Source organism: Pseudomonas sp. HLG18, from assembly GCF_051903985.1.
Classification (GTDB): Bacteria; Pseudomonadota; Gammaproteobacteria; order Pseudomonadales; family Pseudomonadaceae; genus Aquipseudomonas; species Aquipseudomonas fluorescens_BT.
Genome location: NZ_CP195831.1, coordinates 2,729,230 through 2,754,917 on the forward strand (window position 1 = coordinate 2,729,230; position 25,688 = coordinate 2,754,917).

A 25,688-nucleotide genomic window follows, 5' to 3' on the forward strand; every position below is an offset into this window, starting at 1 on the left:
TCTGAACATGTCACCGCTTTCCACCCGCGAAGTCTGCCAGCGCTTGCGTGAGGCGGCATTGGGCGTTTGCGCATTACGGCGTATTGCACAGGAATCCGAGACCGGCCAGATCTCGGTCGAGATCGACGGCTGGCACCTGTCGCTCGATTTTGACGGTCAACGCCTGCACCACTGCCTGCAATGCCGGTGCCCGGAAGATCGTGAGTGGCGACTCGACACGACTCAACGTTTCGGCACCGACCCGGTCAGCTTGCTCAGCACCTGGGAACTGGCGCAGATCGAACGGTTGCTGGCCCGGACCGAATGAGCGGATCAGCCCTGTCGCAGATCCAGCAGGTAGGTGTAATAACCGGTGTCGCGAACCCAACCGAGCGACTCGTACAAACCCTGGGCGGTGAAATTGTCGGTGGCGGTTTCCAGCATCAGCCCCTTGGCACCGGTTTCGACGGCGAAGTCGCGGGCGGTGTTCATCAATAGTCGCCCCACTCCACGGCCACGGGCGGCCGGCGTGGTGAACAGGTCGCTGAGCAGCCAGGTCCGGTGGGCGTCTATCGAAGAGAACGTCGGGTAAAGCTGCACGAATCCCAGCACCTCCCCGCTTTCATCCTCAACCAGAAAAATCGCCGATTCATTGCCGGCCATGCGCTCGGCGATGAAGGCCCGCGATTGCTCGAGATTCGACGGCTGGCCGTAAAAACCGCGATATGCGTCGAACAGCTTCGCCACCGCGTCGAGGTGAATCGTCGTGGCACGCAGTGCCTGAAGGGTCATAGTCATATTCCTGAGGTTATCGAAATTGAAACCAGCATAGCGTTGAGAAGCGAGTTCGCTGGCCTATTCGCTATATAGTTTTGTATATTGCGAATCCGAAATCGCCAGACGTTCAACGCCTTCCATGAGCAGCATCCGCGAACGCAACCAGCAACTGATCCTGGCCGCCGCCAGCGAAGAGTTTGCCGCCAACGGCTTCGACGCGACCCAGACCCGCGACATTGCCGCCCGGGCCGGTGTGCCCAAGGCCAATCTCTATTACTACTTCCAGAGCAAGGAAAACCTCTACGGCAAAGTGTTGCTCGGTTTTGTCGAACCGCTGCTCGAAGCCTCGGCGGTGCTGCGCGAAAGCGACGACCCGCTGATCGGTCTGCGCGCCTACGTCGCGGCGCGCATCCGCATCGCCCGCGAACATCCGGCGATTGCCAAGGTGTTCAGTGGTGAACTGCTGCTGGGCGGTCGCCAGTTGCCGGACGAATGCCGCGACTTGCTGCACGCTGAAGCCCGGCGCAACGTCGAGTGCCTGCGCAGCTGGATCGAGCGCGGCTTGCTGGCCCCGGTGGATCCCGAGCATTTGATGCTGTTCATCTGGTCGGCGACGCGCACCTACACCAATATCGGCTGGCAAATGGGGCGCATCACCGGTCGGGAAGTGCCGCAGGATGAGGACTATGCGCTGGCGGCGGAGACGATTACGCGATTGGTGCTGGAGGGCGTGGTGGCGCCACGAACGGGGGAAATCCGTGGCGTGCTGTTTGCGACCTGAAGCTTCAGGGCATGAAATCCAGCGGCATCACTGATTCACCTGACCGTTGCTTGTACCAGGCCTGCATGACGTTGGGTAATCGGGCTTTCCATTCCGGCACGTTGGAGTAGTAACGGATGCGGGAATTTCCCTTGCCGTCGTAGGCCATCAGCATCACCCAAAACCGACTGTCAGGGGCGCTCATGAAAATCGCCGTCCCCCCTATTCCACGCATCCACATTTCCACAACCTGACCGTCCGGCACATCGGTGCCGGGGTCGCCGATCATCATTGAACCGGATGTTTCCACCAGCACTTGATAGTCAGCGTTGAGCAGCGTGTGCAGCGTCGCGTTGTCCTGAGACGAACGAGCCAGACCAAGGCTGAGCAAATCGTATTCGACCTTTAAGGGTTGATCGGAAGCCACATAGCGACCGGCATAGAAAACCCCCATTCCCCCACCGCAGTCGGCGTCGGAACCGTCCTGAACAACATTCAGAATCCCGTTGATCGCCGTAAAGCTCAGCGCACATTCTCCTTCAGCGTAATCGGCCCGGTTACCCTTCAGCACAGCCACGCCCTCCAGATCGCCCGAGTTGCCACCCTCTGCCGCCGAAATATCGAAAGCGATATGCCCGGCATCGCGCTGCCGGGTATTGATTTCGGCGGCTGTCGAGGGGCCATCAGGGATGAGCTGCCACGTGGTGTTCCAGTCAAAAGCTTTGGCGGCGTGTTCGAGCTCGGCAATTCGCATCAGATAATTGCGGCGCAGACAGGCCAGCTGCTGGTCGCAGCCATTGCGGCTTTTCAGCCAGATCCGTTGATCAGCCTTGAGGGCTTTGGGATCGGCAACTTTCGCCAGCGTCGAACGCCAGACTGCAGCCAACTTGTCATCGAGCCCCGAGAGATGCGGGTCGCCACAAATGGCCTTCTCAACCGGGCTGGAAGCGCCAGCGCAGTCGAAACTGGCAGCGTGTGTATTGGCAGCAAAAACGAGAGACGTCAGCAGCAAGGCGTGACGGAGATTGAAAGCGAGCATCGACAGATTCCATTCCTGAGGCGGCGGCAGTATGCCGGGGCCGGGCTATCGATGCTCTGGATTTTTCACCGTTTACCGGGATCTTCTGCAAGAGAGAGTCAGAACGCGATTTCCGCCGCGGGCTTCACATCGATCCGCGCCACGGAGCCGGTCAGGTGCGCCCAGTCCTTGTTGTGTTCGGCGATGATGTCTTCGGCGCTCATGTTGCCGTTGTCGACGGTGGAATGCGCGTCGGCCGCCAGCTCCACGTCGTAGCCCAGTTGATGGGCCTGGCGCACGGTGGCGTTGACGCAGTAATCGGTCTGCAGACCGCAGATCACCAGGCGATCGAAGTCTTCCCGGGGGATCAGTTTCAGCAGGTTGGTCTGGTAGAACGAGTCGTTGGCGGTCTTGTCGACGCGCAGGTCGCCGGGCGCGGTGGCCAGGCCGTCAGCCAGTTGCCAGCCCTCGGCGCCGTGGGCGAGCGGACTGTCCTTTTCATTATGCTGAATCAGTACGACTGTAACGCCAGCCTTGCGCGCCCGGGCGCTGAGGCCGTTGATGGTGTCGATCACCCGTTTGATGTCGTGACACTCGTATTCGCCTGTGCACAGTGCGCGCTGGACATCGATGATCAGCAATGCGGTGGTCATGGTGAGCCTTCCTTGATCGGTCCTTGAGACAGGGGCGGACGTGTGCCCGCCCCCTTTTTACTCTGCTCAGTAACCCAATGACAACCCGGTGTTGCGCCGTGGATCGTTGGCGCCGTAGAAGCGGTTCTTGCCGACCGGTTTACCCCCCAGCGACGGTGCACCGACCAGAATCGCGGCGATGTGGTTGGCGTCCTGCGGGCCCGCAAACTTGTGGCCCCAGCTCTCGAGAATCTTCTTCGTGTCGGGACTCGCGGCGAAGTCTTCGAGGTTGGTCTGTTCCGGCATCCACTGCTGGTGGAAACGCGGCGCATCGACCGCTTCCTGCAGGCCCATGCCGTAGTCGATGACATTGAGCATGGTCAGCAAGGTTGCCGTGATGATGCGACTGCCGCCCGGCGTACCGACCACCATCACCACTTTGCCGTCCTTGGTCACGATGGTCGGGCTCATCGACGACAGAGGCGCCTTGCCGGGCGCGATAGCGTTGGCTTCGCCCTGCACCAGGCCGTACATGTTCGGCACGCCGACTTTCGAGGTGAAGTCGTCCATTTCATCGTTGAGGATCACCCCGGTCTTGCTCGCCATCACGCCCGCGCCGAACCAGTCGTTGAGGGTGTAGGTGACGGACACCGCGTTGCCCCATTTGTCGACGATCGAATAGTGCGTGGTGTTGCTGCCTTCGTGAGGCGCAACGCCAGGTTTCAGCTCAGCGGAAACGCCGGCCTTCTGCGGCTGGATCGCGTTGCGCAATTGGGTGGCGTAGTTCTTGTCCAGCAGGTGCTCGATCGGGTTTTTCACGAAATCCGGGTCACCCAGATAGCTATTGCGATCCACGTAGGCGTGGCGCATCGCTTCGATCTGGTAGTGCATGCCCTGGGCCGAATGGAAGCCCAGGTCCTTCATGGGATAGCCTTCGAGAATGTTCATGATCTGGCAGATCACCACCCCGCCGGAACTCGGTGGTGGCGCCGACACGACGTGGTAGCCGCGATAGTCGCACTCCACCGGAGCCAGCTCGCGGGTCTTGTATTTGTCCAGGTCGGCCTGGGTGATGATGCCCTTGTTGGCCTGGCTGGAGGTGACGATGGCGTCGGCCACCCAGCCTTTGTAGAAGCCATCGGCGCCTTTCTCGGAAATGGTGCGCAGGGTTTTGCCCAGGTCCTTCTGCACCAGTTTCTGCCCGACCTGCATCGGTTCGCCATTACTGAGGAATATCGCGCCGGAGTCTTTCATGTCCTTCTTGAACACGTCAGTGGCGTAGTCCAGCAGATCGACGTCACCCTGCTCCAGTTCGAAACCTTCTTCCGCCAGTTTGATCGCCGGGGCGATCATGTCCTTGCGCGGTTTGGTGCCGTACTTGCTCAGCGCCAGCTCCATGCCGGACACGGTGCCCGGAACGCCCACCGCGAGGTGACCACGGGTGCTCAGATCAGGAATGACATTGCCCTGCTTGTCGAGGTACATGTCGGCCGTCGCAGCCAATGGGGCTTTCTCCCGGAAGTCGAGGAAGGTCTTGCGTCCGTCCGCCAGCTGGATGGTCATGAAACCACCACCGCCGAGGTTACCCGCTGCCGGGTAAACCACCGCCAGCGCGTAGCCCACCGCGACTGCCGCATCCACCGCGTTGCCGCCACTTTTCAGTACATCGACACCCACGTGAGTCGCCAGATGCTGGGCGGTGACCACCATGCCGTTTTCGGCGGCCACCGGTGCCACGGAGGCGGCGTGGGCCATGAGGCAACTGAGCGCCAATGAGGTCGCAATCAGCGATTTGGCAAAAGGTTCGTACTTCATGAGTCGGTCTCTTCTTTTTATAAGGTAGGAAAACGCTTCAAAAGCAACAGCCAGTATGGTCGCGATTGCGGTTTGCGCCTCCCCGATCCGGCAGTATGCTGGGCGCTGTTGCCGACCCGCCCCGGAGTTTTCCTTATGGCCTACACGTTCATCACCCTGCCCTCGCCCGTCGGCGAGTTGAAGCTGGTCGCGAACGGTTCACGACTGGCCGCCATCCTCTGGGAAAACGACAAACCGAACCGGGTGCGCCTTGGACCGATGAGCGAAGCGCCGGACAATCCGGTGTTGATGAAAACCGCACGACAACTGGAAGAATATTTTGCCGGCACGCGCGATGCGTTCGATGTGGCGCTGGACTTTGCCGGCACCGAGTTCCAGAAAAAGGTCTGGGCCGCATTGCTGACCATTCCATTCGGCGAGACCCGCACCTACAGCCAGATTGCGCAGCAGATCGGCCACCCGAACGCAGTGCGCGCCGTCGGCGCGGCGAACGGGCGCAATCCGATTTCGATCATCGCGCCCTGCCACCGGGTCATCGGCGCGTCGGGCCAGTTGACCGGATTTGCCGGAGGCCTGGAGGCCAAGGAACGATTGTTGACGCTGGAGAGCGGTCCGGAATCAGACATCGGCAAAACCGGCGAGCTGTTTTAAGCATCAAAGAAATTATTCATCGCCGCGTACTGCAACAGCATGATGGTCTTGGCATCGCAGATTTCGCCGCGCGCAAACGCCTTGAGCGCGTCATCGAAAAGCCACTCCAGCACCTCCAGCTCTTCGGTTTCCTCTTCCAGCCCGCCGCCACTGCTGACCTTCGACGCTGCATCGTACTCGGCCACGAAGAAGTGCAATTTCTCGGTCACAGACCCCGGACTCATGTAAGCCTCGAAGACCTTCCTCACGTCATGTACGCGGTAACCGGTTTCTTCCTCAGCCTCGTCACGGATTCGCTGCTCCGGCGCCGCGCCTTCCAGCAATCCTGCAGCGACCTCGATCAGCAAGCCGTCATGACCGTTGACGAACACCGGCAGACGGAACTGGCGGGTCAGCACCACGGTACGTTTTTCGCGGTTGAACAACAGAATCGCTGCACCATTGCCACGGTCGTAAACCTCGCGAGTCTGGCGTTGCCATTCACCGTTGTTACGAAGGTAATCGAACGTGATTTTCTTCAGCAGGTACCAGTCGTGGGACAACACCTGAGTGTCGACGATGTTGATCCGTTCGGCGGTGTCGGGCATGACGATCGATCCTTTTCTGTCATCGGAAAAGCCCCCATGTTAGGCGAAAAAAAGCCCGGCAGCGCTACCGGGCTTTTTCATTCGTTTACTGCTGACGGGCCATGTCGGCCATTGCGACATCGGGCTCCTGCGCGACAGCCGCCACGCCATTGATCAGCGGCCCGTAACGTCGACTGAACTGCCAGTTGTATGGCACCCGATCCTTGCTGGTGCCGTTGTCCCAGTTCACCGACCAGGTCATCAGGCCCTTGATCGGGTGCCCTTTGACGGCCAGACGTTTCATCGCGTTGCCGACCGCGTTTTTGTCAATCACGTAACCGGTGGCCGCCGCATCGTTGTTGGCTGGCAGGCCAATGACAAACTTGTCCGCAGGGATTTTCGTGAACCCGCGCGTGCCGGTCACCAGACTTTCCGTCAGGTAATAGAGAAAGTCCTCCTTCATCGCGTCGTTGTTTTGCGCGATCCACGCCCCGTTACCGTTGTTGGCCTCCGGTACCCAGACGCCATCGCCTCCCTGGTTATAGAACTGCGGCGCGATGAAATCGTAATAGCCTTCCAGCGCCTGCAGGTAACCGACATATTTGCCGGAGGTGGTCAGGTACGGAAACTCCGGCGCCATGCTGATGATGAAATGCTTGCCCTGGCCTGCGTAGTGATCCTTGACCAGTTTCAGGGCGGCCGGCAGGACAGTCTTGTTGGCAGCGAAATCAATCGCGCTCTGTTCAAGATCGATGTCCAGACCGTCGAAGCCGTAGGTTTCCACCAGACGGATGATTTCATTGGCCAGCGGTTGCTCCTGGCCGGCACGCAACTCGATGTGCGCGTCTGCGCCGCCGAGGGAAATCAGCACCGCCCGACCCTGGCTGTTGAGCACCCCGACCTGGCGGCGGAACTCGGCGTCGGAGACGTTGTACGGCTTGAAGGTCGGAATCCCGCTGCCCTTCATGAACGCCACGGCGACCACGTTGTAGTCCTTGGGGACGTCCGTCAGGGCGATGTTGGCGAACTGACCACGCTGATAGCCATCACTCGGGCCGGCGGGCCAGTTGTGCCAGAAGCCCATGAGGATCTTCTTGCCGGCGATGCTCGGCATCAGCGAGGCAGCGTCGCTCGCCTGGTTTTGCATTAAGGTGAAGTCGATGTTTGACATGTTCTAATCCTTCAGAACGTGTGGCTGGAGGTTGCAGACTTATTTGAAGTCCACATCGAAGGCCTGATAGAAGGCGTTGCCGGTGTTGGCGACGATCCACATCAGAACAATGACGTGACGCCCGTGCTTGTTGGCCGGGAGTGTTACCGCATGATTGACCTTGGCCTTCAGCTCCGCCGAATGGCTGTAGTACGGCACTTGCGGATAGAAGTCCTCGGCGAACGGTTTTGCTTCCAGTTGTGCACGGGTGATGCGTTGTTTCGGGTCCCAGCCATCCTTGGTGATCAGCCAGCGATAACCACGGGTGGTGTGGGGTGCGGTGTATTCCCATTTCACGTCGAGGGTCTGGCCAGGGGTGACATTGAGCAGTGGCCAGGTGAATGGACGACCGAGTTTCTTGCTCATTTCCTCGTCGGTGAAGTTCACGCAATCACGGGCGTCGTCCTTGCCGCCGCTGAGAATGTGACCGTCGGCCGGCGGCACGACACTCGGGTTATCCGACTCGAAAGGTGCCGGAAACGGGCCGGCCACCAGTGCCGGGAAGTTCTTGCCACCCTCCATCTCGTTGACCTGCCAGCCGCCGAGCAATCCTTGCTCGATGGCCACCGCACCGCGGCTTGCAGGGGAAATGACGCGACCGTGTCGCAGTTGGGTTTGAGCTTGTGGTTGGTTCATGTTTTTCACTCCGTTGATTTAAGAACTCTCCTGTCCGAGGAGAGGCCTTGAAACTAACGGAGGGGGATTTTTTGTCCATCGGCGGTTTTGTCACAGCCTGCCGCGGACAGGCTCGGAAAACCCCGAAAATACTGGATATAAATACAGTACATTGCGATGTTTCTCACCCTGCGCATGGCAAAAAGACTACACGGCGTTATTACAAACACCTGCATTCACCGGCTCAGGCCAGCTGCGCCTTGAACTCTTTTTCATACTGCCCGGCGAGCTGTTCTTTCTGCTTGTCATCGAGCAGCTTGCCGGCCATCTGAAAGAACTTCTGCTCCTCTTCCTTCAAGTGGTGATGAACCTTGTCCGAGAGCTTTTTCGCCGTGGCCAGCCAGGCCGGGCTGGACATTTCGGTCTCGTCGAGCTCCTCCATCATTTCGTCCATTTCATGGTGCTCGGCGATGGCGTGGCGACTCAGATCGACGCCATTGTCGAATTCCATCAGGGGGATATAGAAGTGGCGCTCTTCGGCTGTCTCGTGGGCCTGCAACTCGGCTTTCAGTTGCTTGTAGGCTTCGACGCGTTCCGGGGTGTCGCCGCTGGTCTCGATCAATGCCCTGGCGTAGCTGCGCTGGCGGTCGTGGCTCTGGCGAAGGGCTTCGAAAATGTTCATGGACTCTCCTCGACAAACGCATTCGGAATGAACGCCTTGAAGGGCTAGACCCCAACGCTGGAGCGACGGTTCCAACTGTTCGATGCCGGGATGGATCAATTGACCGAGGCGCGATAGTCTGCCGGTTCACTGCCATAAGGATGTCGCACATGAGTTTACGGATCGAGCTGTCGCAAGACTCCACGGAAGAAGAACGCCGGGCCATTCTGGCGCCCCTGCACGCCTATAACGTCGCTCAGGCCGGAATTGCCGTATCGGAGCCGCTCACGCTGCTGGTACGCGATGAACACGACACCATTCTGGGTGGGCTCTATGGCCGGTTGGTCTGCCAGTGGTTGTTCGTCGATCTGTTGTCGGTGCCGGAGCAAGGTCGCCATCAGGGGATCGGCTCCAAACTGATGCGCATGGCCGAAGACCTGGCGCGGGAGAAAGGTTGCATCGGGGCGTGGCTCGACACCTTCGATTTCCAGGCGCCTGAGTTCTACAAAAAGCTGGGGTATAGCCAGTTTGGCGAGCTGGCAGACTACCCGCCGGGGCACAAACGAATGTTCTTCCAGAAACGTCTGGACGCCTGAGCCCCACGGATCGCCAGGTTTACAGACAGGTCGCCAGCGCTGCCAACCGCCGCTTGGCGACAAAGTCGTCCTTCTGCGCGAAGTAATTCAGCACCGTGCCGGACGCATCAGTGGTCAAGTCGACGAACGACTCCGCCGAACGGGTGTAGACCGTCGAGCCACCCTTCTTGCCCGGTTGCAGATACGCCGCCGCATCCACGCCGAACACCGCTTCGTCCTGCCAGGCGAACTGCACGCACTGGGCCACGACTTTCTCGGGCTTGTCCGAGTTCAGGACTTTGTAAGGGGTTTGAGTGCGGGCGTCTTCCATCACCGAACCCGCGCAACCGGCCAGCAGGGTTGCCGCCAGTGCCACCATCAGCATTCGCATTGCATTCGCTCATTCGGAAAAAAGCGGACTGTATCATCGCAACGCGCAAAATCGTTCTGCTTTACTGCATTTAGAGCGCGACACCGGCCGGCAGCTGCGGCACATTAAAGGTCATCAGCCCCACAAGGAACCCCTATGGCGCCTACCGATCAGCGACATGAACAGGCTCTGAAACTGTTTCTCGATGCACGCCCCGAGCTGCGCGAAACCCTCGACCATCTCAACCCGCTGCTGGCCCAGGCCAAGGGCGAAACACAGGCACAATATCGCGAAGAACGCCTGCACGAAGCCTTTGAAGCCGAGGCCGAAAGCCACGGACTGTTTGCCTGGGAACTGACGCTGCAACTGACCGCAGCCACACTCGAGGAGTATCAGGCGCAACGCCTGGAAGTGCACCGCGAAGTGGCGGAGATGGCCGGGATGGACTGGTTGGAATATTGCGACCTTTATGGCATAGAACCCTGACCTCTACGCAAGGACATCCACGCCAATGCTGCCAACCGCCTCGACTCACCGCGCCAGCCCCGGCCACCTGCATACACAGAAATGGCGCGGTCGCGTAGGGCTGGCAATGGTGGCCGCGCTCTCGGTGCTGGCCGGGATGACCGATGCCATCGGTTTCATGGCCAGTGGTGACTTCGTTTCCTTCATGAGCGGCAACACTACGCGACTGGCGGTGGCGATCAGTGATGGCGATGTGAGTCTGACGGTGCGACTGGTGATTCTGGTCGCCACGTTCGTCTTCGGCAACGCTCTCGGCGTGGTGATCGGTCGCCTCGGCGGGCGCCGCGCGCTGCCGTTGCTGCTGTGCATCGCAACGCTGCTCTGCGGAGCTGCCGCCTGGCCGTCCGATGTTCAACTGCCGGCACTGCTGGCGGCGATCGTCGCCATGGGCATGCTCAATGCGGCGGTGGAGGAAGTGAACGGTCTGGCGGTCGGGTTGACCTATGTCACCGGTGCACTCTCGCGGTTCGGTCGCGGTCTGGGGCGCTGGATAATGGGGGAGCGGCGCAATGGCTGGCGCGTGCAACTGGTGCCGTGGAGCGGCATGTTCATCGGTGCCATCCTCGGCGCCGTACTGGAGCATCATCTGGGACTCAAAGCGCTGTACGCCAGCGGTTTGCTGGCGGCGTTGATCGGCCTGGTCTCGCTGAAAATCCCCCGGCGCTGGCAGTTGGGGTACATGCCGCGCTGAAGTCTGCGGCAACATCGACTTCGCTGCTCTGCCGAGAAAGCTTTATCATGGCCGCAGTTTTGCTGATCGAGTCCGTCATGAAGTTCGCCATTGCGTTGTTTTCCGCCGCCCATGCGCCCTCCTCGCGCCGCGCCCTGCTGTTCGCGCAGGCCGCGCTGGCCGGCGGGCATGAGATTGTCCGGCTGTTTTTCTATCAGGACGGGGTCTACAACGCGTCCGACGCTGTGGTCACGCCCCAGGACGAACTGGACCTGCCCAGGCAGTGGCGCAGCTTCATTGCCGAACAAAACCTCGACGGCGTGGTGTGCATCGCCGCGGCCCTGCGCCGTGGCGTGTTGAATGCCGAGGAAGCCGGGCGTTATCAGCGTGATGCAGTGGCCGTCAGCGCGCCGTGGGAATTGTCCGGCCTCGGCCAGTTGCATGACGCGGTGCAGGATGCCGACCGCCTCATCTGTTTCGGAGGCGCGTGACATGGCCAAATCCCTTCTGATTATCAGCCGTCAATCGCCGTGGTCCGGCCCCGGCGCCCGCGAAGCACTGGACATCGTGCTGGCCGGCGGCGCCTTCGATCTGCCGATCGGCCTGCTGTTTCTCGACGACGGCGTGTTGCAACTGGCCGCCGGGCAAAACGCCAAGGCCCTGCAACAGAAAGACCTGAGCGCCAACCTGCAAGCGTTGCCGATGTTCGGTGTCGAGGAGCTGTTCTACTGCGCCGACAGCGCCAGTGTTCGCGGCCTCGGCGATCGCTCGCTGGACGAGGCGCAGCCTTTGGCCGCCGAGCAAATCACCGCCCTCATTGACCGTTACGACCAGGTGATCACCCTCTGATGTCGACTTTGCATGTGCTGTCCCACTCCCCGTTCGGCGACGAACGCCTGACCAGTTGCCTGCGCCTGCTGGGCGCTGCCGACGCGTTGTTGCTGTCTGGCGATGCCGCTTATGCGCTGCAACCCGGCACCGCGCCGTTCAGCGCGCTGGAAACCCGTCGGGTGAAACTCTTTGTCCTGGCCGAAGACGCGCAAGCCCGTGCCGTGCAGGTTCCGGACTGGGCCGAAGCCATCGATTATCCGGCCTTCGTCGCACTGTCGATCCGCCACGACAAGGTCAACAGCTGGCTATGAATGCGCTGACCGTCGGCGCCCGCGCCATCGAACTGGACAAGGACGGCTTCCTGGTCGACCTCAACGACTGGTCGGCTGAAGTCGCCAGCGCCCTCGCCGCTGCCGAAGACATCGAACTGAGCGCCGAACACTGGGAAATCCTCGAACTGCTGCGCAGCTTCTACGCCGAATTCCAGCTGTCCCCCGCGACCCGGCCACTGATCAAGTACACCGCGCTCAAGCTCGGCGCGGAGAAAGGCAACAGCCTGCACCTGAACCGACTGTTCAAAGGCACCCCTGCCAAACTCGCCGCGAAACTGGCGGGCCTGCCCAAACCGACGAATTGCCTATGACCGACTATCCAGCGCTGACCCTCGAAACGCCCGCCGAACATCCGTTCGCCCAGTTCGTACGCATCCTCGGCAAAGGCAAGCGCGGCGCCCGCGACCTGACCCGCGAGGAAGCCCGGCAGGCCATGGGCATGGTGCTCGACGAAGCGGTCGAAGAAACCCAGCTCGGCGCCTTCCTGATGTTGCTGCGGCACAAGGAAGAAAGCGCCGAGGAAATGGCCGGCTTCACCGAGGCCTTGCGTGAACGCTTGCAGGCACCGGCGCTGAACGTCGATCTGGACTGGCCGACTTACGCAGGCAAGAAGCGTCATCTGCCCTGGTATCTGCTGGCCGCCAAGTGCCTGGCGCAGAACGGTGTGCGCATCTTCATGCACGGCGGCGGCGCACATACCGCCGGGCGCTTGTATTCCGAACAATTGCTCGGCGAGCTGAACATCCCGCTGTGCCGCAACTGGCAACAGGTGGGCGACTCGCTGGACAACGGCGGTCTGGCGTTCATGCCACTGGTGGACTGGGCACCGCAGCTGCAACGGATGATCGACCTGCGCAACACCCTCGGTCTGCGCTCGCCGATCCATTCGCTGGCGCGGATTCTCAATCCGTTGGGCGCGCGTTGCGGTTTGCAGAGCATTTTCCACCCTGGCTACCAAGCGGTGCACCGCGATGCGAGCGGTCTGCTCGGCGATACGGCAATCGTGATCAAGGGCGACGGCGGCGAAATCGAGATCAACCCGGATGCCGACAGCCACTTGTACGGCACTACGGGTGGAGAAAGCTGGGATGAGGAATGGCCGCAGCTGTCAGCGCAGCGTCACGTCAAACCGGCTTCGCTGGATATCGAGCATCTGAAAGCCGTCTGGCGCGGCGATGTGGTCGACAGTTATCCGCAGATGGCGCTGATTTCGACCATGGCGTTGGCGCTGCGCGGCCTCGGTCAGAGCCGTGAACAGGCTTTCGAAACCGCCGAGAAATACTGGGCCGCACGGAACAGATCGATATAGCCGATCATTAACGCCCGATCTTTGCGCTTTTTGTTCGAACTCATCGGAATAGACTCGGCTCCAACGATTATGGGTTTATGGAGTCTTGATCATGGGTTTACTCGTCGACGGCCGCTGGCAGGACAAGTGGTACGAAAGCAGCAAGGACGGCGCGTTCCAGCGCGAACAGGCGCAGCGTCGCAACTGGGTCACGCGCAATGGCGAGCCGGGGCCGAGCGGTGAAGGCGGTTTTGCCGCCGAAGCCGGGCGTTATCACCTCTACGTTTCCCTCGCCTGTCCGTGGGCCCATCGCACGCTGATCCTGCGCAAGCTCAAAGGCCTGGAAAGGCTGATCGACGTTTCAGTCGTCAGCTGGCTGATGCTGGAAAACGGCTGGACCTTCGACCAGACCCTCGGCTCGAGCGGCGACAAACTCGACCACCTCGACTTCATGCACCAGCGCTACACCGCTGACACCGCCGACTACACCGGCCGCGTCACCGTGCCGGTGCTGTGGGACAAGAAGCTCAAGCGCATCGTCAGCAATGAATCGGCGGAAATCATCCGCATGTTCAACAGCGCGTTCGACGACTTGACCGGCAACGATCTGGACTTCTATCCGGCGCCACTGCGCAGCGAGATCGATGCGCTGAACGAACGCATCTATCCGGCGGTGAACAACGGCGTATACCGCGCCGGGTTTGCCACCTCGCAGAACGCCTATGAAGAAGCGTTCGACGACGTGTTTGCCGAACTCGATCATCTGGAGCAGCTGCTGGGCGCCAATCGATATCTGACAGGCGAATACCTGACCGAGGCAGACGTGCGGTTGTTCACCACGCTGATTCGTTTCGACGCGGTGTATCACGGGCACTTCAAATGCAATCTGCGGCGGATCAGCGATTATTCGAACCTGTCGAACTGGCTGCGGGAGATGTACCAGTGGCCGGGCGTGGCCGAGACCGTGGATTTCCAGCACATCAAGAATCACTACTACGGCAGCCACAAGACCATCAACCCGACCGGAGTTGTGCCAAAGGGGCCGAAGCAGGATTTCAATGTTGCCCATGACCGGAACCGGTTGGGCGGTAAGGGGGTTTGGCGCAGAGGTTGAGAGCCGGATCGTTCCCACCCTGTGGGAACGATCTTTTTTTCAGGGTCAGACCTTACCCTGAGCGCCCTCGAACCACGCCAGTTTCTCGCGCAGTTGCACCACCTCGCCGACGATCACCAGCGTCGGCGCATGCACTTCATGCTCCGCCACCAGACGCGGCAGATCAGCCAGCGTGCCGGTGAACACCCGCTGATTGACCGTGGTGCCCTGCTGGATCAACGCTGCCGGGGTATCGGCCGCACGACCATGCTTGATCAACTGCTCGCAGATGACTGGCAGCCCCACCAGCCCCATGTAGAACACCAGCGTCTGCGCCGGCGCGACAAGGTCGGCCCACGGCAGATCGGTGGAACCGTCCTTCAAGTGCCCGGTGACGAAACGTACCGACTGCGCGTAATCGCGATGGGTCAGCGGAATCCCGGCATAGGCCGCGCAACCGCTGGCCGCCGTGATACCCGGCACCACCTGGAACGGGATGCCGTGGGCCGCCAGCTCCTCGATCTCTTCACCGCCACGGCCGAAGATGAACGGATCCCCGCCCTTCAACCGCACCACACGCTTGCCAGCCTTGGCCAGGTCCACCAGTTGCTGGTTGATCTGATCCTGCGGCACAGCGTGATCGGCGCGACGCTTGCCGACGTAAACCCGTTCGGCATCGCGACGGCACAGCTCAAGAATCGCAGGTGCCACCAAGCGGTCATACAACACCACGTCGGCTTGCTGCATCAGACGCAAGGCGCGGAAGGTCAGCAGATCCGGATCGCCCGGCCCTGCGCCCACCAGATACACCTCACCAGTGGTAACACTCGCTTCGCCGTCGATTTTCGCCTGCAACAGACGCTCGGCCTCGGCGCCCTGCCCAGCCAGTTGGCGGTCGGCAATCGGCCCCTGGAACACGTCTTCCCAAAAACCGCGACGCTGCTGCACATCGGGAAACAGGCCTTTGACCTGATCACGAAAGCGTGCAGCCAGACCGGCCAGATGGCCGTAGGTCGAAGGAATCCAGGTTTCGATCTTGGCGCGGATCAACCGCGCCAGCACCGGCGCATCGCCGCCGCTTGAGACCGCGATGATCAGCGGCGAGCGGTCGACGATCGCCGGGAAGATCACGCTGCACAACGCCGGCGCGTCCACCACATTGACCGGCACGCAACGCCGATGAGCATCTGCGGAGACTTGCGCGTTCAACGCTTCGTCGTCGGTGGCGGCAATGATCAGCCCGCAACCGTCCAGATCCGTTTCGTCGTAGCCACGCAACAGGCACTCGCCACCGCTGGTGGCGACCAGTTCGCGCAGTTGCGCTTCGATTTCAGGTGCAACCACCCGCAGCAGCGCACCGGCATCGGCCAGCAGGCGGGACTTGCGCAAGGCAATCTCCCCCCCACCGACAACCAACACACGACTGCCGCGCAGGTTGTGAAACAGCGGCAGATATTTCATTTAGCCGATGACCTCAAGGCCACCCATGTACGGCTTCAGCACGTCCGGCACGCGGATCGAACCGTCGGCCTGCTGGTAGTTTTCCAGCACGGCCACCAGCGTACGACCGACCGCCAGACCGGAACCGTTCAGGGTGTGTACCAGCTCAGGCTTTCCGGTTTCCGGGTTGCGGAAACGCGCCTGCATGCGGCGGGCCTGGAAGTCGCCGCAGTTGGAGCACGACGAGATTTCACGGTACTTGTCCTGGCTCGGGATCCACACTTCCAGGTCGTAAGTCTTGACCGCGCTGAAGCCCATGTCGCCGGTGCACAGTGCCAGGGTACGGTAAGGCAGACCCAGCAGTTGCAGGACTTTCTCGGCGTTGGCGGTCAGACTTTCCAGCGCTTCCATCGACTTCGACGGCTCGACGATCTGCACCATCTCGACCTTGTCGAACTGGTGCTGGCGGATCATGCCGCGAGTGTCACGGCCGGACGCACCGGCTTCGCTGCGGAAGCACGGCGTGTGAGCGACGAACTTGATCGGCAGCTGCTTCGAATCGACGATTTCACCGGCCACGATGTTGGTCAGCGACACTTCGGCGGTCGGGATCAGGTACAGATCGGCTTCGCCTTCGCGACCAATCTTGAACAGGTCTTCTTCGAACTTCGGCAGTTGACCGGTGCCTTGCAGCGCAGGAGCCTGAACCAGATAAGGCGTGTAAGCCTCTTCGTAGCCGTGCTCGGTGACGTGCAGGTTGATCATGAACTGCGCCAGTGCGCGGTGCAGACGGGCAATCGGGCCACGCAGCAGGGCGAAACGTGCGCCGGACAGCTTGGCGGCGGTTTCGAAGTCGAGCCAGCCGAATTTCTCGCCCAGGGCCACGTGGTCCTGAACCGGGAAGTCGAACGCAGTCGGCGTACCCCAGCGACGGACTTCGACGTTGCCGTCTTCATCTTCGCCAACCGGTACCGATTCGTGCGGCAGGTTCGGAATGCCCAGCAGGATCGAATCCAGTTCGGTCTGGATCGCGTCGAGTTCGACTTTACCGGCGCTCAATTCGCCCGCCATGCGCTCGACGTCCGCCATCAGCGGCGCGATGTCTTCGCCGCGCTGCTTGGCCTGACCGATGGATTTGGAACGCGCGTTACGCTCAGCCTGCAGTGCTTCGGTGCGGGTCTGGACGGTCTTGCGCTGTTCTTCCAGCGCTTCGATGCGCGCGACATCCAGGGCAAAGCCACGGGAAGCCAGGCGGTCCGCTACGTCCTGAAGGTTGCTACGTAACAGTTTGGAATCGAGCATGTCGGTTTCTCGTTATCAAAGTTTGGTCAGGGACAGGCCGGCCCAGGTCGCGAGCAGCCCGCCGAATACGCTGATGGCCGCATAGCCCAGGGCCAGCGGCACTTGCCCGCTTTCCAGCAGGCGCACCGTATCCAGTGAAAAGGATGAAAAAGTCGTCAGCCCCCCAAGGAAGCCGACCATCAACCCGGCGCGCACCTCGATGGGCACTTCCGGGCGTATCAAAAACAGGCCGTACAACACGCCAATCAGCAGACAGCCCACGATATTAACGGCCAGCGTCGCGGTATAGAAGTGCCGCGGCCAATTGGCGTTGACCCAATTGCCGGTAGCGAAGCGCAACAAGGTGCCGGCAATCCCGCCGACGGAGACTGCAACAATCAATGGAACCACTATTTTCTCCGTTGCCGAGGGCTTAAACGATCGAGTTGGGCGAGGTGGTTGAGCTTCTCGCCGATCTTCAACTCCAGGCCACGGGGCACCGGTTGGTAGAACGGAATCGGGTCGAGTTCTTCCGGGAAATAGTCTTCGCCGGCCGCGTAGGCGTCCGGTTCGTCGTGGGCATAACGGTATTCGTCGCCGTAACCCAATTGCTTCATCAATTTGGTCGGCGCATTGCGCAGGTGCAGCGGCACTTCCAGCGAACCGTGCTCGGCGGCGGCGCGCAGCGCGGTCTTGAAGCCCATGTACACCGCGTTGCTTTTCGGCGCACACGCCAGGTAGGTGATGGCCTGAGCCACTGCCAACTCACCCTCCGGGCTGCCAAGACGTTCCTGCACTTCCCACGCGGCCAGGCACAGACTCAGGGCGCGGGGGTCGGCATTGCCGATGTCTTCGCTGGCCATGCGCACCACGCGGCGGGCCAGATACAGCGGATCGCAGCCACCGTCGATCATCCGCGCAAACCAGTACAGCGCGCCGTCCGGGTTCGAGCCACGCACCGATTTGTGCAGCGCGGAAATCTGGTCGTAGAACGCTTCGCCGCCCTTGTCGAAACGCCGACGGGTATCGCCGAGCAGGCTTTGCAGCAGCTCGGTGCCCATCTCGCTGTTGTCTTCGGCCAGGTCCGAAGCGTTCTCCAGCAGATTGAGCAACCGCCGGCCATCACCGTCGGCGGCGGACAGCAGCATCTGGAAGCCTTCATCGCTGAGGGTCAGATGCCGCTTGCCCAGACCTCGGTCTTCGGTGAGCGCGCGGTGCACCAGTTTGCGCAACGCTGCTTCGTCGAGACTCTTGAGTACATAGACCCGCGCCCGCGACAGCAACGCGTTGTTCAATTCGAAGGAAGGGTTTTCGGTGGTTGCGCCGATGAAGATCAGCGTGCCGTCTTCAACGTACGGCAGAAAGGCGTCCTGCTGGGACTTGTTGAAGCGGTGCACTTCGTCGACAAACAGGATCGTGCGCTTGCCGTACTGACCGGCCTGCTGCTTGGCGATTTCCACCGCCTGACGGATCTCTTTGACGCCAGCCAATACGGCCGACACCGTTTCGAAATGCGCATCCGAGACTTCCGCCAGCAACCGCGCCAGGGTGGTCTTGCCCACGCCCGGCGGGCCCCAGAAGATCATCGAATGCAGGGCACCCTGCTCCAGCGCTTCGCGCAAAGGCTTGCCGCGAGCGAGCACATGTTCCTGACCGACGTACTCGTCCAGATTGGTCGCCCGCAAACGGGCGGCCAGTGGCTGGGCAATCGGTGCACTGCGAAACAGATCCATCACGTAGCGTTGAAACCTCTGTGTTTATTCCTGGATCACATCGGCACCCTTGGGGATGTCGAACTTGAACTTCGAGGCCGGGACCGCTTCGTTGGCCTTCACCCCGGTGAACAGGATGTTGGTGCGCTGACCGACGCTGTCGATCAGTTGCATGTCATTGACCAGACCGTTGCGGAACGACAGACGCAGGCTGTCGAACAGGGTGTCCTTGGTTTTCGGCTTCAGGGTGAAATCGATCACACCACCCGCCTCTTTCGCGCTGATATCGAAGCTCTGGCTGATTTTCGATACGTCACCAGACAGCAACAGGGCCGGGGTCTGGGTCAGGCGCTCGTCCAGTTTCTTGATGGTGGCCTGCTCCAGATCCGGGTCCCACAGGGTGACTTTCTTGCCGTCGGAGACCATGGTCTGCTCGGCCGGCGCATTGGTGTGCCAGTAGAACAGGCCCGGACGCTGCAGGGTCATGTCGCCGGTGGTTTCCTGCAGCTGGGTGCCGCTGCCGTCGAGGGTCAGCTGGGAAAAATTGGCGGTCAGGGTCTTGGATGTTTCGAGCAATTGGGTCAGGCGAGCCACATCCTTGTCATCGGCGTGAGCCGTGAGGGTGGTCAGAGCCAGTACCGGCAGCAGCATGCGGATAAGACGCATGGGAGTCCTCTTGAATACGCGTGGGAAAGTGGACGGCGCCTCATGCACCGTCCATTGCATTTGAATCAGTCGCGCACCGGGCCAGGGGCCAGGACTTCGCGGGAACCGTTGGTGTTCATGGACGTCACGACGCCGGCCATTTCCATGGCTTCGATCATGCGCGCGGCGCGGTTGTAACCGATCTTCAGCTTGCGCTGTACAGCAGAGATGGAGGCACGACGGCTTTCCAGCACGAACTGCACGGCTTCGTCGTACAGCGCGTCAGCTTCCGGATCATCACCGTCACCGCCGCCACTGCTGCCTTCGAAACCACTGCCCGCCTCTTCGACACCGTTGAGGATGTCGTCGTTGTATTCCGGCGCGCCACGCAGTTTCCAGGCTTCCACCACCCGGTGAACTTCATCGTCGGATACAAATGCGCCGTGAACACGGATCGGCAGGCTGGTGCCCGGCGGCATGTAGAGCATGTCACCGTGACCAAGCAATTGTTCGGCGCCGCCCTGGTCGATGATGGTCCGGGAGTCGATCTTGCTCGATACCTGGAACGCCATCCGCGTCGGGATGTTGGCCTTGATCAGGCCGGTGATCACGTCCACCGACGGACGCTGGGTCGCGAGGATCAAGTGGATACCGGCCGCCCGCGCCTTCTGGGCGATACGGGCGATCAATTCTTCTACCTTCTTGCCGACGATCATCATCATGTCGGCAAATTCGTCCACGACCACGACGATGGTTGGCAGCTTCTGCAGCAGCGGCGCTTCGTCGTGGATGCTTTCGCGTTTGTACAGCGGATCGCTCAGCGGTTCGCCGGCGTCCTGGGCTTCCTTGACCTTGGCGTTGAAGCCGGACAGGTTTCGCACGCCCATCTTCGCCATCAGCTTGTAGCGACGCTCCATCTCGGCAACGCTCCAGCGCAGGGCATTGGCGGCGTCTTTCATGTCGGTCACGACCGGGCACAGCAGGTGCGGAATGCCTTCGTAGATCGACAGTTCGAGCATTTTCGGGTCGATCATGATCAGCTTGGCGTCGTCCGGACCGGACTTGAACAGGATCGACAGGATCATCGCGTTCACGCCCACCGACTTACCGGAACCGGTGGTACCGGCCACCAACAGGTGCGGCATCTTCGCCAGGTCGGTGATGACCGGCTTGCCGCCGATGTCGTGACCCAGGGCCAGGGTGACCGGCGATTTGAAGTTGTCGTACTCAGGCGTAGACAGCACTTCGGAGAAGCGCACGATCTGCCGGTCTTCGTTGGGAATCTCGATACCGACCGTGGTCTTGCCCGGAATCACTTCCACCACCCGCACACTGGTCACGGCCAGCGAACGTGCAAGGTCTTTCGCCAGGTTGGCGATACGGCTGACCTTCACACCGGCAGCCGGCTGGATTTCGTAACGGGTAATGACCGGGCCGGGATGGATCGAGTCCACGGTGACTTCGACGCCGAATTCCTTGAGCTTGATCTCCAGCAAATGGCCGACCGCCGCCAGGGATTCAGGCGAATAATTGAGTTGTTTCTTTTCTGCAGGATCGAGAATCGAGATCGGCGGCAAGGTGCCTTCCACGGCGCTGTCGACGAACAACGGCACCTGTTTCTCTTTCTGCACGCGCTTGCTGGGTTCCGGCGCCTTGACCGGGGCCGGGGCAATGACCGGCGGAACCTGTTTCTCACGCTCGGACATGTGTTTGCTCAGGGCCTGCTCGCGTTCGATCAGACGTTCCTTGACCTTGGCCTGCTCGCGCTTGTCGGTGACGGTCGGTGCGACCACATCGTGCACCCGGTCATCGACTTCACGCAGTTGCGCCACCAGCTGCTTGCGCTCGGTCCGCGCCGACCACCAGCGATTGATCGCGCCCTGGAACAGTTCGAACAGGTCGAGGGTGATCTTGCCGGTGACATCCATCACCTTGAACCAGGACAGATCGGTGAATACGGTCAGACCGAACAGGAACAGCGCGATGAACAGCAATGTGCTGCCCTGAATGTTCAGGGCATTGCGGGCCAGGTCACCGAGGCTTTCACCCAGCGCGCCACCCGCACCGGCCGGCAACCCGGTGGCCGCATGGAAATGAATGTGCGCCAGCGCAGCACCGGACAGCACCAGAAACACCAGACCGATCAGGCGCCAGGAAAACAGCCAGCCGCTCCACTGCCACGGCTCGTGGCGCTGACGGAAGATCTGATAGGCCTTGACCGCCAGCAGCAGCGGGAAGATATAGGCAAAGTAACCCAGCACCATGAACAGGATGTCGGCACTGTAGGAACCCGCTGGGCCGCCGAAATTCTGCACGTCGTCGATCTTGCTGTTGTGGCTCCAGCCCGGATCGTCCTTGCCGTAAGTCAGCAAGGCCATCATCAGGAACAGGCACAAGGCACCGATGGCGATCAATGCACCTTCCTTGAGCCGGTAGTGCAATTGCTGACGCCAGAGCGGAACGACTGTTTTTGGTGCTTCCGTGGATTTCTTCAAAACGCTTCTTTTCCTGCGCCAGAGGCGCGTCCATCTATTGAATGACGATAAAAACTGCCCATACCAGGCAGGTAAAAAAATTGAAGGGCGCAACTGAGACTACTTTTAACACTGCGTCCGGTCTTTTATAAACACGGCACACTGCGAATATTCTGTAACAGCCCGGCATTGTACGGGTTTGCGCGCTCGATGCCATGCTTCGCATCCCAAGCTCAAGCATAGCCAAACAGACGCGACCTGCGCCGCAATTTGAGCATGCATTGTCTTTTGTGACAAAGGCTTATGAGGTGTATTTGATGAACGTAGCGAAGCATCTGCGCCCGCACTCATCGCCCGTCTACGACCGCATCGATACGGCCAAGTTGCAGGAGCGCAATCATCGGGCACGTTCGGGAGGACATTCACCTCATTTAACGGCACACTTTGCATCGGGCCCAGACGCCCACCGCCCTCCCCTTCTGCAAGCCTGGACGCCATGCTGACTTGGTTACAACGCAATTCACTGACTTTCCCGCCCCTGGAAAAAGCCATGCGCGATCCCAATGGATTGCTCGCAGCCGGTGGCGACCTGTCCGCCGATCGCCTGATCCAGGCTTATCGGCACGGCTGTTTTCCGTGGTTCTCCGAAGGTCAGCCGATCCTCTGGTGGTCGCCGGATCCGCGCACCGTTCTGTTTCCCGACGAACTGCACATCTCACGCAGCCTGGGCAAACTGCTGCGCAAAAAGCGCTATCAAGTGACCTTTGACCAGGACTTCGCGGGGGTCATCCGTGCCTGCGCCGCACCAAGGGATTACGCCGATGGCACCTGGATCACCCAGGCCATGCAGGATGCCTACATCGAACTGCACCAGCGCGGCTTTGCCCACTCGGTAGAAGTATGGGATCAAGGCGAACTGGTTGGCGGCCTCTATGGCCTGGCGATGGGGCAGCTGTTTTTCGGTGAATCAATGTTCAGCCGCGCCGACAACGCCTCCAAATATGGTTTCGCCACCCTGGTGCAACATCTGAAGGACTCCGGGTTCGTGCTGATCGACTGCCAGATGCCGACCGATCACCTGCACAGCCTCGGTGCTCGGGCCATTTCTCGCAGTACATTTGCCGATTATCTGTCCCGGCACCTTGACCAACCCAACCTCGCCACCTGGGTTTGCTGAGCGACTTTTGCGTGCGTGGCTTACACTTAATTCACCAGCTTACCCCCGAGGGTTGATCATGACCGAGTTGGCGCGGTTGAAGTTCTATGCCACTCAGCCTCACTCTTGCAGCTATCTGCCCGAGGAGCAGGCCACGACCCTGTTTCTCGATCCCAGCCAGCCCATGGATGTGCATGTCTACGCAGACCTGTCGGAAATGGGCTTTCGTCGCAGCGGCGATCACCTATACCGTCCGCATTGCCAGAACTGCAACGCGTGCGTGCCTGCGCGTATTCCGGTGGCGCAGTTCAACCCCAATCGCCAGCAGAAACGCATTTTCAAACGCAACGCCGATTTGCAGGTGCGGCCGGTCAAGCCCGGTTTCAGCGAAGAATATTTTGATCTTTATCAACGCTACATCGAACAACGCCATGCCGACGGCGACATGTACCCACCGAGCCGCGATCAATTCTCGACTTTTCTGGTTCGCGATCTGCCCTTCTCACGTTTTTACGAGTTCCGGCTCGACGGACGGTTACTGGCCGTTGCCGTCACCGACCTCCTGCCCAACGGCCTGTCGGCGGTCTACACCTTTTACGAGCCGGAAGAAGAACGCCGCAGCCTCGGACGCTACGCCATCCTCTGGCAAATCACCGAAGCCAGACGCCTTGGGCTCGAAGCCGTGTACCTTGGCTACTGGATCAAAAACTGCAAAAAGATGAACTACAAGACCCAGTATCGCCCCATAGAACTGCTGATTAACCAGCGCTGGGTCATCCTGAACTGAATGCAAACCCTAAACCCCTTGGCGTAAACCCCATTTTTCGGGCACAATGCACGCCGCTTTTGCCTGGCGCAGTTGCACCGGGCCATTCACTGGATACCGAGGGCTTTACTGCATGTCGAAAGAAGACAGCTTCGAAATGGAAGGCACTGTCGTCGACACCCTGCCCAACACCATGTTTCGTGTGGAGTTGGAAAATGGGCACGTCGTAACCGCGCATATCTCCGGCAAGATGCGCAAGAACTACATTCGTATTCTTACCGGTGACAAAGTGCGCGTCGAACTGACGCCCTATGACTTGAGCAAAGGGCGTATCACTTACCGCGCTCGCTAATCAAGTCAATACAAGACGCCCGGCATTTGCCGGGCGTTTTTGTTTGTCTGGGTTTTGGGTTTGTGCTTGAGTTTTGAGTGTATATCCGTTGCTTCGGGAGCTGCCGCTGGCGGTTTCGCTCTTACAGCGAGTCACTTTTGACAAACGCCTCAAAAGTAACCATGGACCTGCCCCATCACAACGGACGCCAAGAAGCTGGCTATTTAGCCGCCTGCCTTAAGACCCTGGCGTATTCGTTCGGAGAACGGTACCCCAAGGCAGAGTGCAGTCGGCTGCTGTTATAAAACCCATGGATGTAGTTAGCGATTGATAGTTGAGCCAGCCTCTTGCTGGGATAGACGCCATACGCCTCCTCCCTTTTCAGAGTAGCGAAAAAGCTCTCAGCCACTGCGTTATCCCAACAATTTCCCTTTCGACTCATGCTTTGCGTGAAGTCTTTCTTGGCCAAGGCCAGTCGGAATTTGCTACTCGCATACTGACGCCCTTGGTCGGAATGAAAAACCACACCACTAGAGCCGGAACAGGCGCTCCAGGCATTCAGGAAGGCATTCTCGACCAAATCGTCGGGCATCCGATCCGACAGGCTATAGCCCAATATTTGGCGCGTCTGGATGCTCAAAACCACTGCGAGATACAACCAACCTTCTTTGGTTGAGATATAGGTGATATCACTGACCCAAGTCGGTGTGGGGTTATCGATGGAAAACTGACGAGCGAGCAAATTTCTCGCAACAGGCAAGTAGTGGTGACTGTCGGTGGTACGGGGCTTGAAACCGCCTTTGGATCTACCGCGTATGCGTTCTTCGTGCATCAGCCGGCTCACTCGCTTGTGGCCCACTGTATCGCCTTTACGGCGTAAGGCCTCGACCAGCCGTGGTCGGCCATATGTATTTCGGCTGGCCATATAAACCTTACGCAAATCAACGCGAATCTGCGCATCCCGATCTGGACGCTCCTCGCGATGCTGGTAGTCGTAAAAACCTGAAATCGAAACATCCATCACCCGACACAGCATGCGCACCGGGAAGTGAGCCCGTTCAGCAGCGACGAAGGCGTATCTCACCTGGACTCTCTGGCAAAGAATACCGCCGCCTTTTTTAGGATTTCGCGCTCCATCTTGAGTTCGGCCACCTCCGCTCGCAAACGCGCAAGCTCGCTGTCTTCTTTGGTGATGGCTTTGCGTTCTGGAGAACTCAACGGTAATCCCTTGCGCGCAGCATCAACCCAGTTATCGAGCGTTTTCACGGACATCTCGAGCTGACGTGCGGCTTCGGTTCTACCAACGCTTTCCGCGAGTGCGATAGCTTGAGCCTTGAACTCATCGGTGTAGTTACGGCGAGTGCTTGGGTACATGGCAACCTCCAAGATAGCGATTTAAGTATCGCTTCTTGGCGTCCGTTGTCACGGGACAGGTCCACCAAAAAGTCTACGCCCCGGCGTACGGCACTTCGCTTAGGCTCAGCGTTCCCTCGCTACGGTGTCCATCAGGGGGCA

The 25,688-nt window shown here is 60.1% G+C and carries 31 protein-coding genes and 1 pseudogene; 15 read left to right on the forward strand and 17 right to left on the reverse strand.

All coding sequences use genetic code 11. The features are described 5' to 3' along the window. Positions 1 to 7 precede the first annotated feature (7 nt). Positions 8 to 307, forward strand: coding sequence for a DUF7693 family protein (locus ACSPX5_RS12550; protein ID WP_439821816.1), 300 nt, complete (start codon positions 8 to 10; stop codon positions 305 to 307). Between the two features lie 5 nt (positions 308 to 312). Here ACSPX5_RS12550 and ACSPX5_RS12555 read toward each other — a convergent pair whose 3' ends face one another. Then, a complete protein-coding gene (locus tag ACSPX5_RS12555) occupies positions 313 to 771 on the reverse strand; it encodes a GNAT family N-acetyltransferase (RefSeq protein ID WP_169430914.1) in 459 nt (152 codons plus the stop codon). A 124-nt stretch (positions 772 to 895) separates the two neighbouring features. Between ACSPX5_RS12555 and ACSPX5_RS12560 the strand changes: the two genes are divergently transcribed. Beyond that, a complete protein-coding gene (locus ACSPX5_RS12560; RefSeq protein WP_439821817.1) occupies positions 896 to 1,537 on the forward strand; it encodes a TetR/AcrR family transcriptional regulator in 642 nt (213 codons plus the stop codon). 4 nt (positions 1,538 to 1,541) lie between these two features. Here ACSPX5_RS12560 and ACSPX5_RS12565 read toward each other — a convergent pair whose 3' ends face one another. The 3 genes from ACSPX5_RS12565 to ggt all read right to left on the reverse strand — a co-directional run bounded on the left by ACSPX5_RS12565 (position 1,542) and on the right by ggt (position 4,981). Then, positions 1,542 to 2,555 carry a lysozyme inhibitor LprI family protein gene (locus ACSPX5_RS12565; protein ID WP_439821818.1) on the reverse strand — a complete coding sequence of 338 codons (1,014 nt, stop codon included), beginning with the start codon at positions 2,553 to 2,555 and terminating at the stop codon, positions 1,542 to 1,544. Positions 2,556 to 2,653: 98 nt separating this feature from the next. Continuing rightward, a complete protein-coding gene (locus ACSPX5_RS12570) occupies positions 2,654 to 3,187 on the reverse strand; it encodes a cysteine hydrolase family protein (protein WP_169430917.1) in 534 nt (177 codons plus the stop codon). Positions 3,188 to 3,253: 66 nt separating this feature from the next. Further along, positions 3,254 to 4,981: a gamma-glutamyltransferase gene (gene ggt / locus ACSPX5_RS12575; RefSeq protein ID WP_169430918.1), complete on the reverse strand. Its 1,728-nt coding sequence runs from the start codon at positions 4,979 to 4,981 to the stop codon at positions 3,254 to 3,256. A 135-nt stretch (positions 4,982 to 5,116) separates the two neighbouring features. Here ggt and ACSPX5_RS12580 point away from each other — a divergent pair, with 135 nt between their 5' ends. Beyond that, the gene (locus ACSPX5_RS12580; RefSeq protein ID WP_439821819.1) at positions 5,117 to 5,632 is read left to right on the forward strand and encodes a methylated-DNA--[protein]-cysteine S-methyltransferase; all 516 of its coding nucleotides are present in this window, start codon (positions 5,117 to 5,119) and stop codon (positions 5,630 to 5,632) included. Here ACSPX5_RS12580 and ACSPX5_RS12585 read toward each other — a convergent pair. The 4 genes and pseudogenes from ACSPX5_RS12585 to ACSPX5_RS12600 form a co-directional block, all read right to left on the reverse strand. Next, positions 5,629 to 6,219: an NUDIX domain-containing protein gene (locus ACSPX5_RS12585; protein ID WP_169430920.1), complete on the reverse strand. Its 591-nt coding sequence runs from the start codon at positions 6,217 to 6,219 to the stop codon at positions 5,629 to 5,631. The genes ACSPX5_RS12580 and ACSPX5_RS12585 overlap by 4 nt on opposite strands. A 121-nt stretch (positions 6,220 to 6,340) precedes the next feature. Further along, positions 6,341 to 7,369 (reverse strand): annotated as a pseudogene (locus tag ACSPX5_RS12590) (chitinase); the annotation flags it as partial. 39 nt (positions 7,370 to 7,408) lie between these two features. Further along, the gene (locus tag ACSPX5_RS12595) at positions 7,409 to 8,044 is read right to left on the reverse strand and encodes a lytic polysaccharide monooxygenase auxiliary activity family 9 protein (RefSeq protein ID WP_439821820.1); all 636 of its coding nucleotides are present in this window, start codon (positions 8,042 to 8,044) and stop codon (positions 7,409 to 7,411) included. A 223-nt stretch (positions 8,045 to 8,267) separates the two neighbouring features. Then, positions 8,268 to 8,705 carry a hemerythrin domain-containing protein gene (locus tag ACSPX5_RS12600; RefSeq protein WP_439821821.1) on the reverse strand — a complete coding sequence of 146 codons (438 nt, stop codon included), beginning with the start codon at positions 8,703 to 8,705 and terminating at the stop codon, positions 8,268 to 8,270. Positions 8,706 to 8,854: 149 nt separating this feature from the next. Between ACSPX5_RS12600 and ACSPX5_RS12605 the strand changes: the two genes are divergently transcribed. Then, on the forward strand, positions 8,855 to 9,280 hold the full coding sequence (locus tag ACSPX5_RS12605) for a GNAT family N-acetyltransferase (protein WP_207863927.1): 426 nt from the start codon (positions 8,855 to 8,857) through the stop codon (positions 9,278 to 9,280). Between the two features lie 19 nt (positions 9,281 to 9,299). Here the strand turns inward: ACSPX5_RS12605 and ACSPX5_RS12610 are convergent, their stop codons facing one another. Then, positions 9,300 to 9,650 (reverse strand): hypothetical protein, encoded by a 351-nt coding sequence (locus tag ACSPX5_RS12610; protein ID WP_439821822.1) that lies wholly within the window; start codon positions 9,648 to 9,650, stop codon positions 9,300 to 9,302. A gap of 135 nt (positions 9,651 to 9,785) precedes the next feature. Here ACSPX5_RS12610 and ACSPX5_RS12615 point away from each other — a divergent pair, with 135 nt between their 5' ends. The 8 genes from ACSPX5_RS12615 to ACSPX5_RS12650 all read left to right on the forward strand — a co-directional run bounded on the left by ACSPX5_RS12615 (position 9,786) and on the right by ACSPX5_RS12650 (position 14,389). Beyond that, on the forward strand, positions 9,786 to 10,115 hold the full coding sequence (locus tag ACSPX5_RS12615) for a DUF6388 family protein (protein WP_439821823.1): 330 nt from the start codon (positions 9,786 to 9,788) through the stop codon (positions 10,113 to 10,115). Positions 10,116 to 10,140: 25 nt separating this feature from the next. Next, a complete protein-coding gene (locus ACSPX5_RS12620) occupies positions 10,141 to 10,845 on the forward strand; it encodes a YoaK family protein (protein WP_207863928.1) in 705 nt (234 codons plus the stop codon). 77 nt (positions 10,846 to 10,922) lie between these two features. Continuing rightward, positions 10,923 to 11,315: a sulfurtransferase complex subunit TusD gene (gene tusD / locus ACSPX5_RS12625; RefSeq protein WP_439822030.1), complete on the forward strand. Its 393-nt coding sequence runs from the start codon at positions 10,923 to 10,925 to the stop codon at positions 11,313 to 11,315. 1 nt (position 11,316) lies between these two features. Then, complete coding sequence (gene tusC, locus ACSPX5_RS12630; protein ID WP_039767393.1) at positions 11,317 to 11,673, forward strand: sulfurtransferase complex subunit TusC; 357 nt, start codon at positions 11,317 to 11,319, stop codon at positions 11,671 to 11,673. Beyond that, positions 11,673 to 11,966 carry a sulfurtransferase complex subunit TusB gene (gene tusB / locus ACSPX5_RS12635; protein ID WP_439821824.1) on the forward strand — a complete coding sequence of 98 codons (294 nt, stop codon included), beginning with the start codon at positions 11,673 to 11,675 and terminating at the stop codon, positions 11,964 to 11,966. The genes tusC and tusB overlap by 1 nt, the downstream gene beginning before the upstream one ends. Then, on the forward strand, positions 11,963 to 12,298 hold the full coding sequence (locus ACSPX5_RS12640) for a TusE/DsrC/DsvC family sulfur relay protein (protein ID WP_169430929.1): 336 nt from the start codon (positions 11,963 to 11,965) through the stop codon (positions 12,296 to 12,298). Before tusB ends, ACSPX5_RS12640 begins: the two co-directional genes overlap by 4 nt. After that, on the forward strand, positions 12,295 to 13,296 hold the full coding sequence (locus ACSPX5_RS12645; protein ID WP_439821825.1) for a glycosyl transferase family protein: 1,002 nt from the start codon (positions 12,295 to 12,297) through the stop codon (positions 13,294 to 13,296). The genes ACSPX5_RS12640 and ACSPX5_RS12645 overlap by 4 nt, the downstream gene beginning before the upstream one ends. 91 nt (positions 13,297 to 13,387) lie before the next feature. Further along, positions 13,388 to 14,389, forward strand: a complete 1,002-nt coding sequence (locus ACSPX5_RS12650; RefSeq protein WP_439821826.1) for a glutathione S-transferase family protein — start codon at positions 13,388 to 13,390, stop codon at positions 14,387 to 14,389. A 45-nt stretch (positions 14,390 to 14,434) separates the two neighbouring features. Here the strand turns inward: ACSPX5_RS12650 and cysG are convergent, their stop codons facing one another. The 6 genes from cysG to ACSPX5_RS12680 form a co-directional block, all read right to left on the reverse strand. After that, a complete protein-coding gene (cysG, locus tag ACSPX5_RS12655) occupies positions 14,435 to 15,829 on the reverse strand; it encodes a siroheme synthase CysG (protein WP_439821827.1) in 1,395 nt (464 codons plus the stop codon). Beyond that, positions 15,830 to 17,110, reverse strand: a complete 1,281-nt coding sequence (serS, locus tag ACSPX5_RS12660; protein WP_169430933.1) for a serine--tRNA ligase — start codon at positions 17,108 to 17,110, stop codon at positions 15,830 to 15,832. 15 nt (positions 17,111 to 17,125) lie between these two features. Then, positions 17,126 to 17,500 (reverse strand): fluoride efflux transporter CrcB, encoded by a 375-nt coding sequence (gene crcB / locus ACSPX5_RS12665; RefSeq protein WP_007958188.1) that lies wholly within the window; start codon positions 17,498 to 17,500, stop codon positions 17,126 to 17,128. Then, complete coding sequence (locus ACSPX5_RS12670) at positions 17,500 to 18,822, reverse strand: replication-associated recombination protein A (protein ID WP_114884005.1); 1,323 nt, start codon at positions 18,820 to 18,822, stop codon at positions 17,500 to 17,502. Before ACSPX5_RS12670 ends, crcB begins: the two co-directional genes overlap by 1 nt. A 24-nt stretch (positions 18,823 to 18,846) precedes the next feature. After that, complete coding sequence (gene lolA, locus ACSPX5_RS12675; protein ID WP_007958184.1) at positions 18,847 to 19,467, reverse strand: outer membrane lipoprotein chaperone LolA; 621 nt, start codon at positions 19,465 to 19,467, stop codon at positions 18,847 to 18,849. 65 nt (positions 19,468 to 19,532) lie between these two features. Next, positions 19,533 to 21,941 carry a DNA translocase FtsK gene (locus tag ACSPX5_RS12680; RefSeq protein ID WP_207863934.1) on the reverse strand — a complete coding sequence of 803 codons (2,409 nt, stop codon included), beginning with the start codon at positions 21,939 to 21,941 and terminating at the stop codon, positions 19,533 to 19,535. Positions 21,942 to 22,416: 475 nt separating this feature from the next. Between ACSPX5_RS12680 and aat the strand changes: the two genes are divergently transcribed. The 3 genes from aat to infA all read left to right on the forward strand — a co-directional run bounded on the left by aat (position 22,417) and on the right by infA (position 24,194). After that, positions 22,417 to 23,097 carry a leucyl/phenylalanyl-tRNA--protein transferase gene (gene aat / locus ACSPX5_RS12685; protein ID WP_207863935.1) on the forward strand — a complete coding sequence of 227 codons (681 nt, stop codon included), beginning with the start codon at positions 22,417 to 22,419 and terminating at the stop codon, positions 23,095 to 23,097. 58 nt (positions 23,098 to 23,155) lie between these two features. After that, positions 23,156 to 23,863, forward strand: coding sequence for an arginyltransferase (locus tag ACSPX5_RS12690; RefSeq protein ID WP_085732140.1), 708 nt, complete (start codon positions 23,156 to 23,158; stop codon positions 23,861 to 23,863). Between the two features lie 112 nt (positions 23,864 to 23,975). After that, positions 23,976 to 24,194, forward strand: a complete 219-nt coding sequence (gene infA, locus ACSPX5_RS12695; protein WP_002553999.1) for a translation initiation factor IF-1 — start codon at positions 23,976 to 23,978, stop codon at positions 24,192 to 24,194. A gap of 199 nt (positions 24,195 to 24,393) precedes the next feature. Here infA and ACSPX5_RS12700 read toward each other — a convergent pair whose 3' ends face one another. Then, positions 24,394 to 25,257, reverse strand: coding sequence for an IS3 family transposase (locus ACSPX5_RS12700; RefSeq protein ID WP_439821828.1), 864 nt, complete (start codon positions 25,255 to 25,257; stop codon positions 24,394 to 24,396). Then, positions 25,254 to 25,547 carry a transposase gene (locus ACSPX5_RS12705; RefSeq protein WP_169428789.1) on the reverse strand — a complete coding sequence of 98 codons (294 nt, stop codon included), beginning with the start codon at positions 25,545 to 25,547 and terminating at the stop codon, positions 25,254 to 25,256. The genes ACSPX5_RS12700 and ACSPX5_RS12705 overlap by 4 nt, the downstream gene beginning before the upstream one ends. Positions 25,548 to 25,688 lie beyond the last annotated feature (141 nt).

Bases quoted from the DNA above. Each gene is read 5' to 3' on its own strand.
- ACSPX5_RS12690 (WP_085732140.1), top strand. From the start codon at position 23,156: ATGACCGAGTTGGCGCGGTTGAAGTTCTATGCCACTCAGCCTCACTCT.
- tusC (WP_039767393.1), top strand. From the start codon at position 11,317: ATGGCCAAATCCCTTCTGATTATCAGCCGTCAATCGCCGTGGTCCGGC.
- ACSPX5_RS12565 (WP_439821818.1), bottom strand. From the start codon at position 2,555: ATGCTCGCTTTCAATCTCCGTCACGCCTTGCTGCTGACGTCTCTCGTT.
- ACSPX5_RS12585 (WP_169430920.1), bottom strand. From the start codon at position 6,219: ATGCCCGACACCGCCGAACGGATCAACATCGTCGACACTCAGGTGTTG.
- ACSPX5_RS12620 (WP_207863928.1), top strand. From the start codon at position 10,141: ATGCTGCCAACCGCCTCGACTCACCGCGCCAGCCCCGGCCACCTGCAT.
- ACSPX5_RS12650 (WP_439821826.1), top strand. From the start codon at position 13,388: ATGGGTTTACTCGTCGACGGCCGCTGGCAGGACAAGTGGTACGAAAGC.
- aat (WP_207863935.1), top strand. From the start codon at position 22,417: ATGCTGACTTGGTTACAACGCAATTCACTGACTTTCCCGCCCCTGGAA.
- ggt (WP_169430918.1), bottom strand. From the start codon at position 4,981: ATGAAGTACGAACCTTTTGCCAAATCGCTGATTGCGACCTCATTGGCG.
- ACSPX5_RS12670 (WP_114884005.1), bottom strand. From the start codon at position 18,822: ATGGATCTGTTTCGCAGTGCACCGATTGCCCAGCCACTGGCCGCCCGT.
- ACSPX5_RS12555 (WP_169430914.1), bottom strand. From the start codon at position 771: ATGACCCTTCAGGCACTGCGTGCCACGACGATTCACCTCGACGCGGTG.
- ACSPX5_RS12705 (WP_169428789.1), bottom strand. From the start codon at position 25,547: ATGTACCCAAGCACTCGCCGTAACTACACCGATGAGTTCAAGGCTCAA.
- ACSPX5_RS12640 (WP_169430929.1), top strand. From the start codon at position 11,963: ATGAATGCGCTGACCGTCGGCGCCCGCGCCATCGAACTGGACAAGGAC.
- ACSPX5_RS12605 (WP_207863927.1), top strand. From the start codon at position 8,855: ATGAGTTTACGGATCGAGCTGTCGCAAGACTCCACGGAAGAAGAACGC.
- ACSPX5_RS12560 (WP_439821817.1), top strand. From the start codon at position 896: ATGAGCAGCATCCGCGAACGCAACCAGCAACTGATCCTGGCCGCCGCC.
- ACSPX5_RS12610 (WP_439821822.1), bottom strand. From the start codon at position 9,650: ATGCGAATGCTGATGGTGGCACTGGCGGCAACCCTGCTGGCCGGTTGC.
- cysG (WP_439821827.1), bottom strand. From the start codon at position 15,829: ATGAAATATCTGCCGCTGTTTCACAACCTGCGCGGCAGTCGTGTGTTG.
- ACSPX5_RS12595 (WP_439821820.1), bottom strand. From the start codon at position 8,044: ATGAACCAACCACAAGCTCAAACCCAACTGCGACACGGTCGCGTCATT.
- tusB (WP_439821824.1), top strand. From the start codon at position 11,673: ATGTCGACTTTGCATGTGCTGTCCCACTCCCCGTTCGGCGACGAACGC.
- ACSPX5_RS12645 (WP_439821825.1), top strand. From the start codon at position 12,295: ATGACCGACTATCCAGCGCTGACCCTCGAAACGCCCGCCGAACATCCG.
- ACSPX5_RS12600 (WP_439821821.1), bottom strand. From the start codon at position 8,705: ATGAACATTTTCGAAGCCCTTCGCCAGAGCCACGACCGCCAGCGCAGC.
- serS (WP_169430933.1), bottom strand. From the start codon at position 17,110: ATGCTCGATTCCAAACTGTTACGTAGCAACCTTCAGGACGTAGCGGAC.
- ACSPX5_RS12580 (WP_439821819.1), top strand. From the start codon at position 5,117: ATGGCCTACACGTTCATCACCCTGCCCTCGCCCGTCGGCGAGTTGAAG.
- infA (WP_002553999.1), top strand. From the start codon at position 23,976: ATGTCGAAAGAAGACAGCTTCGAAATGGAAGGCACTGTCGTCGACACC.
- ACSPX5_RS12615 (WP_439821823.1), top strand. From the start codon at position 9,786: ATGGCGCCTACCGATCAGCGACATGAACAGGCTCTGAAACTGTTTCTC.
- tusD (WP_439822030.1), top strand. From the start codon at position 10,923: ATGAAGTTCGCCATTGCGTTGTTTTCCGCCGCCCATGCGCCCTCCTCG.
- ACSPX5_RS12550 (WP_439821816.1), top strand. From the start codon at position 8: ATGTCACCGCTTTCCACCCGCGAAGTCTGCCAGCGCTTGCGTGAGGCG.
- ACSPX5_RS12570 (WP_169430917.1), bottom strand. From the start codon at position 3,187: ATGACCACCGCATTGCTGATCATCGATGTCCAGCGCGCACTGTGCACA.
- lolA (WP_007958184.1), bottom strand. From the start codon at position 19,467: ATGCGTCTTATCCGCATGCTGCTGCCGGTACTGGCTCTGACCACCCTC.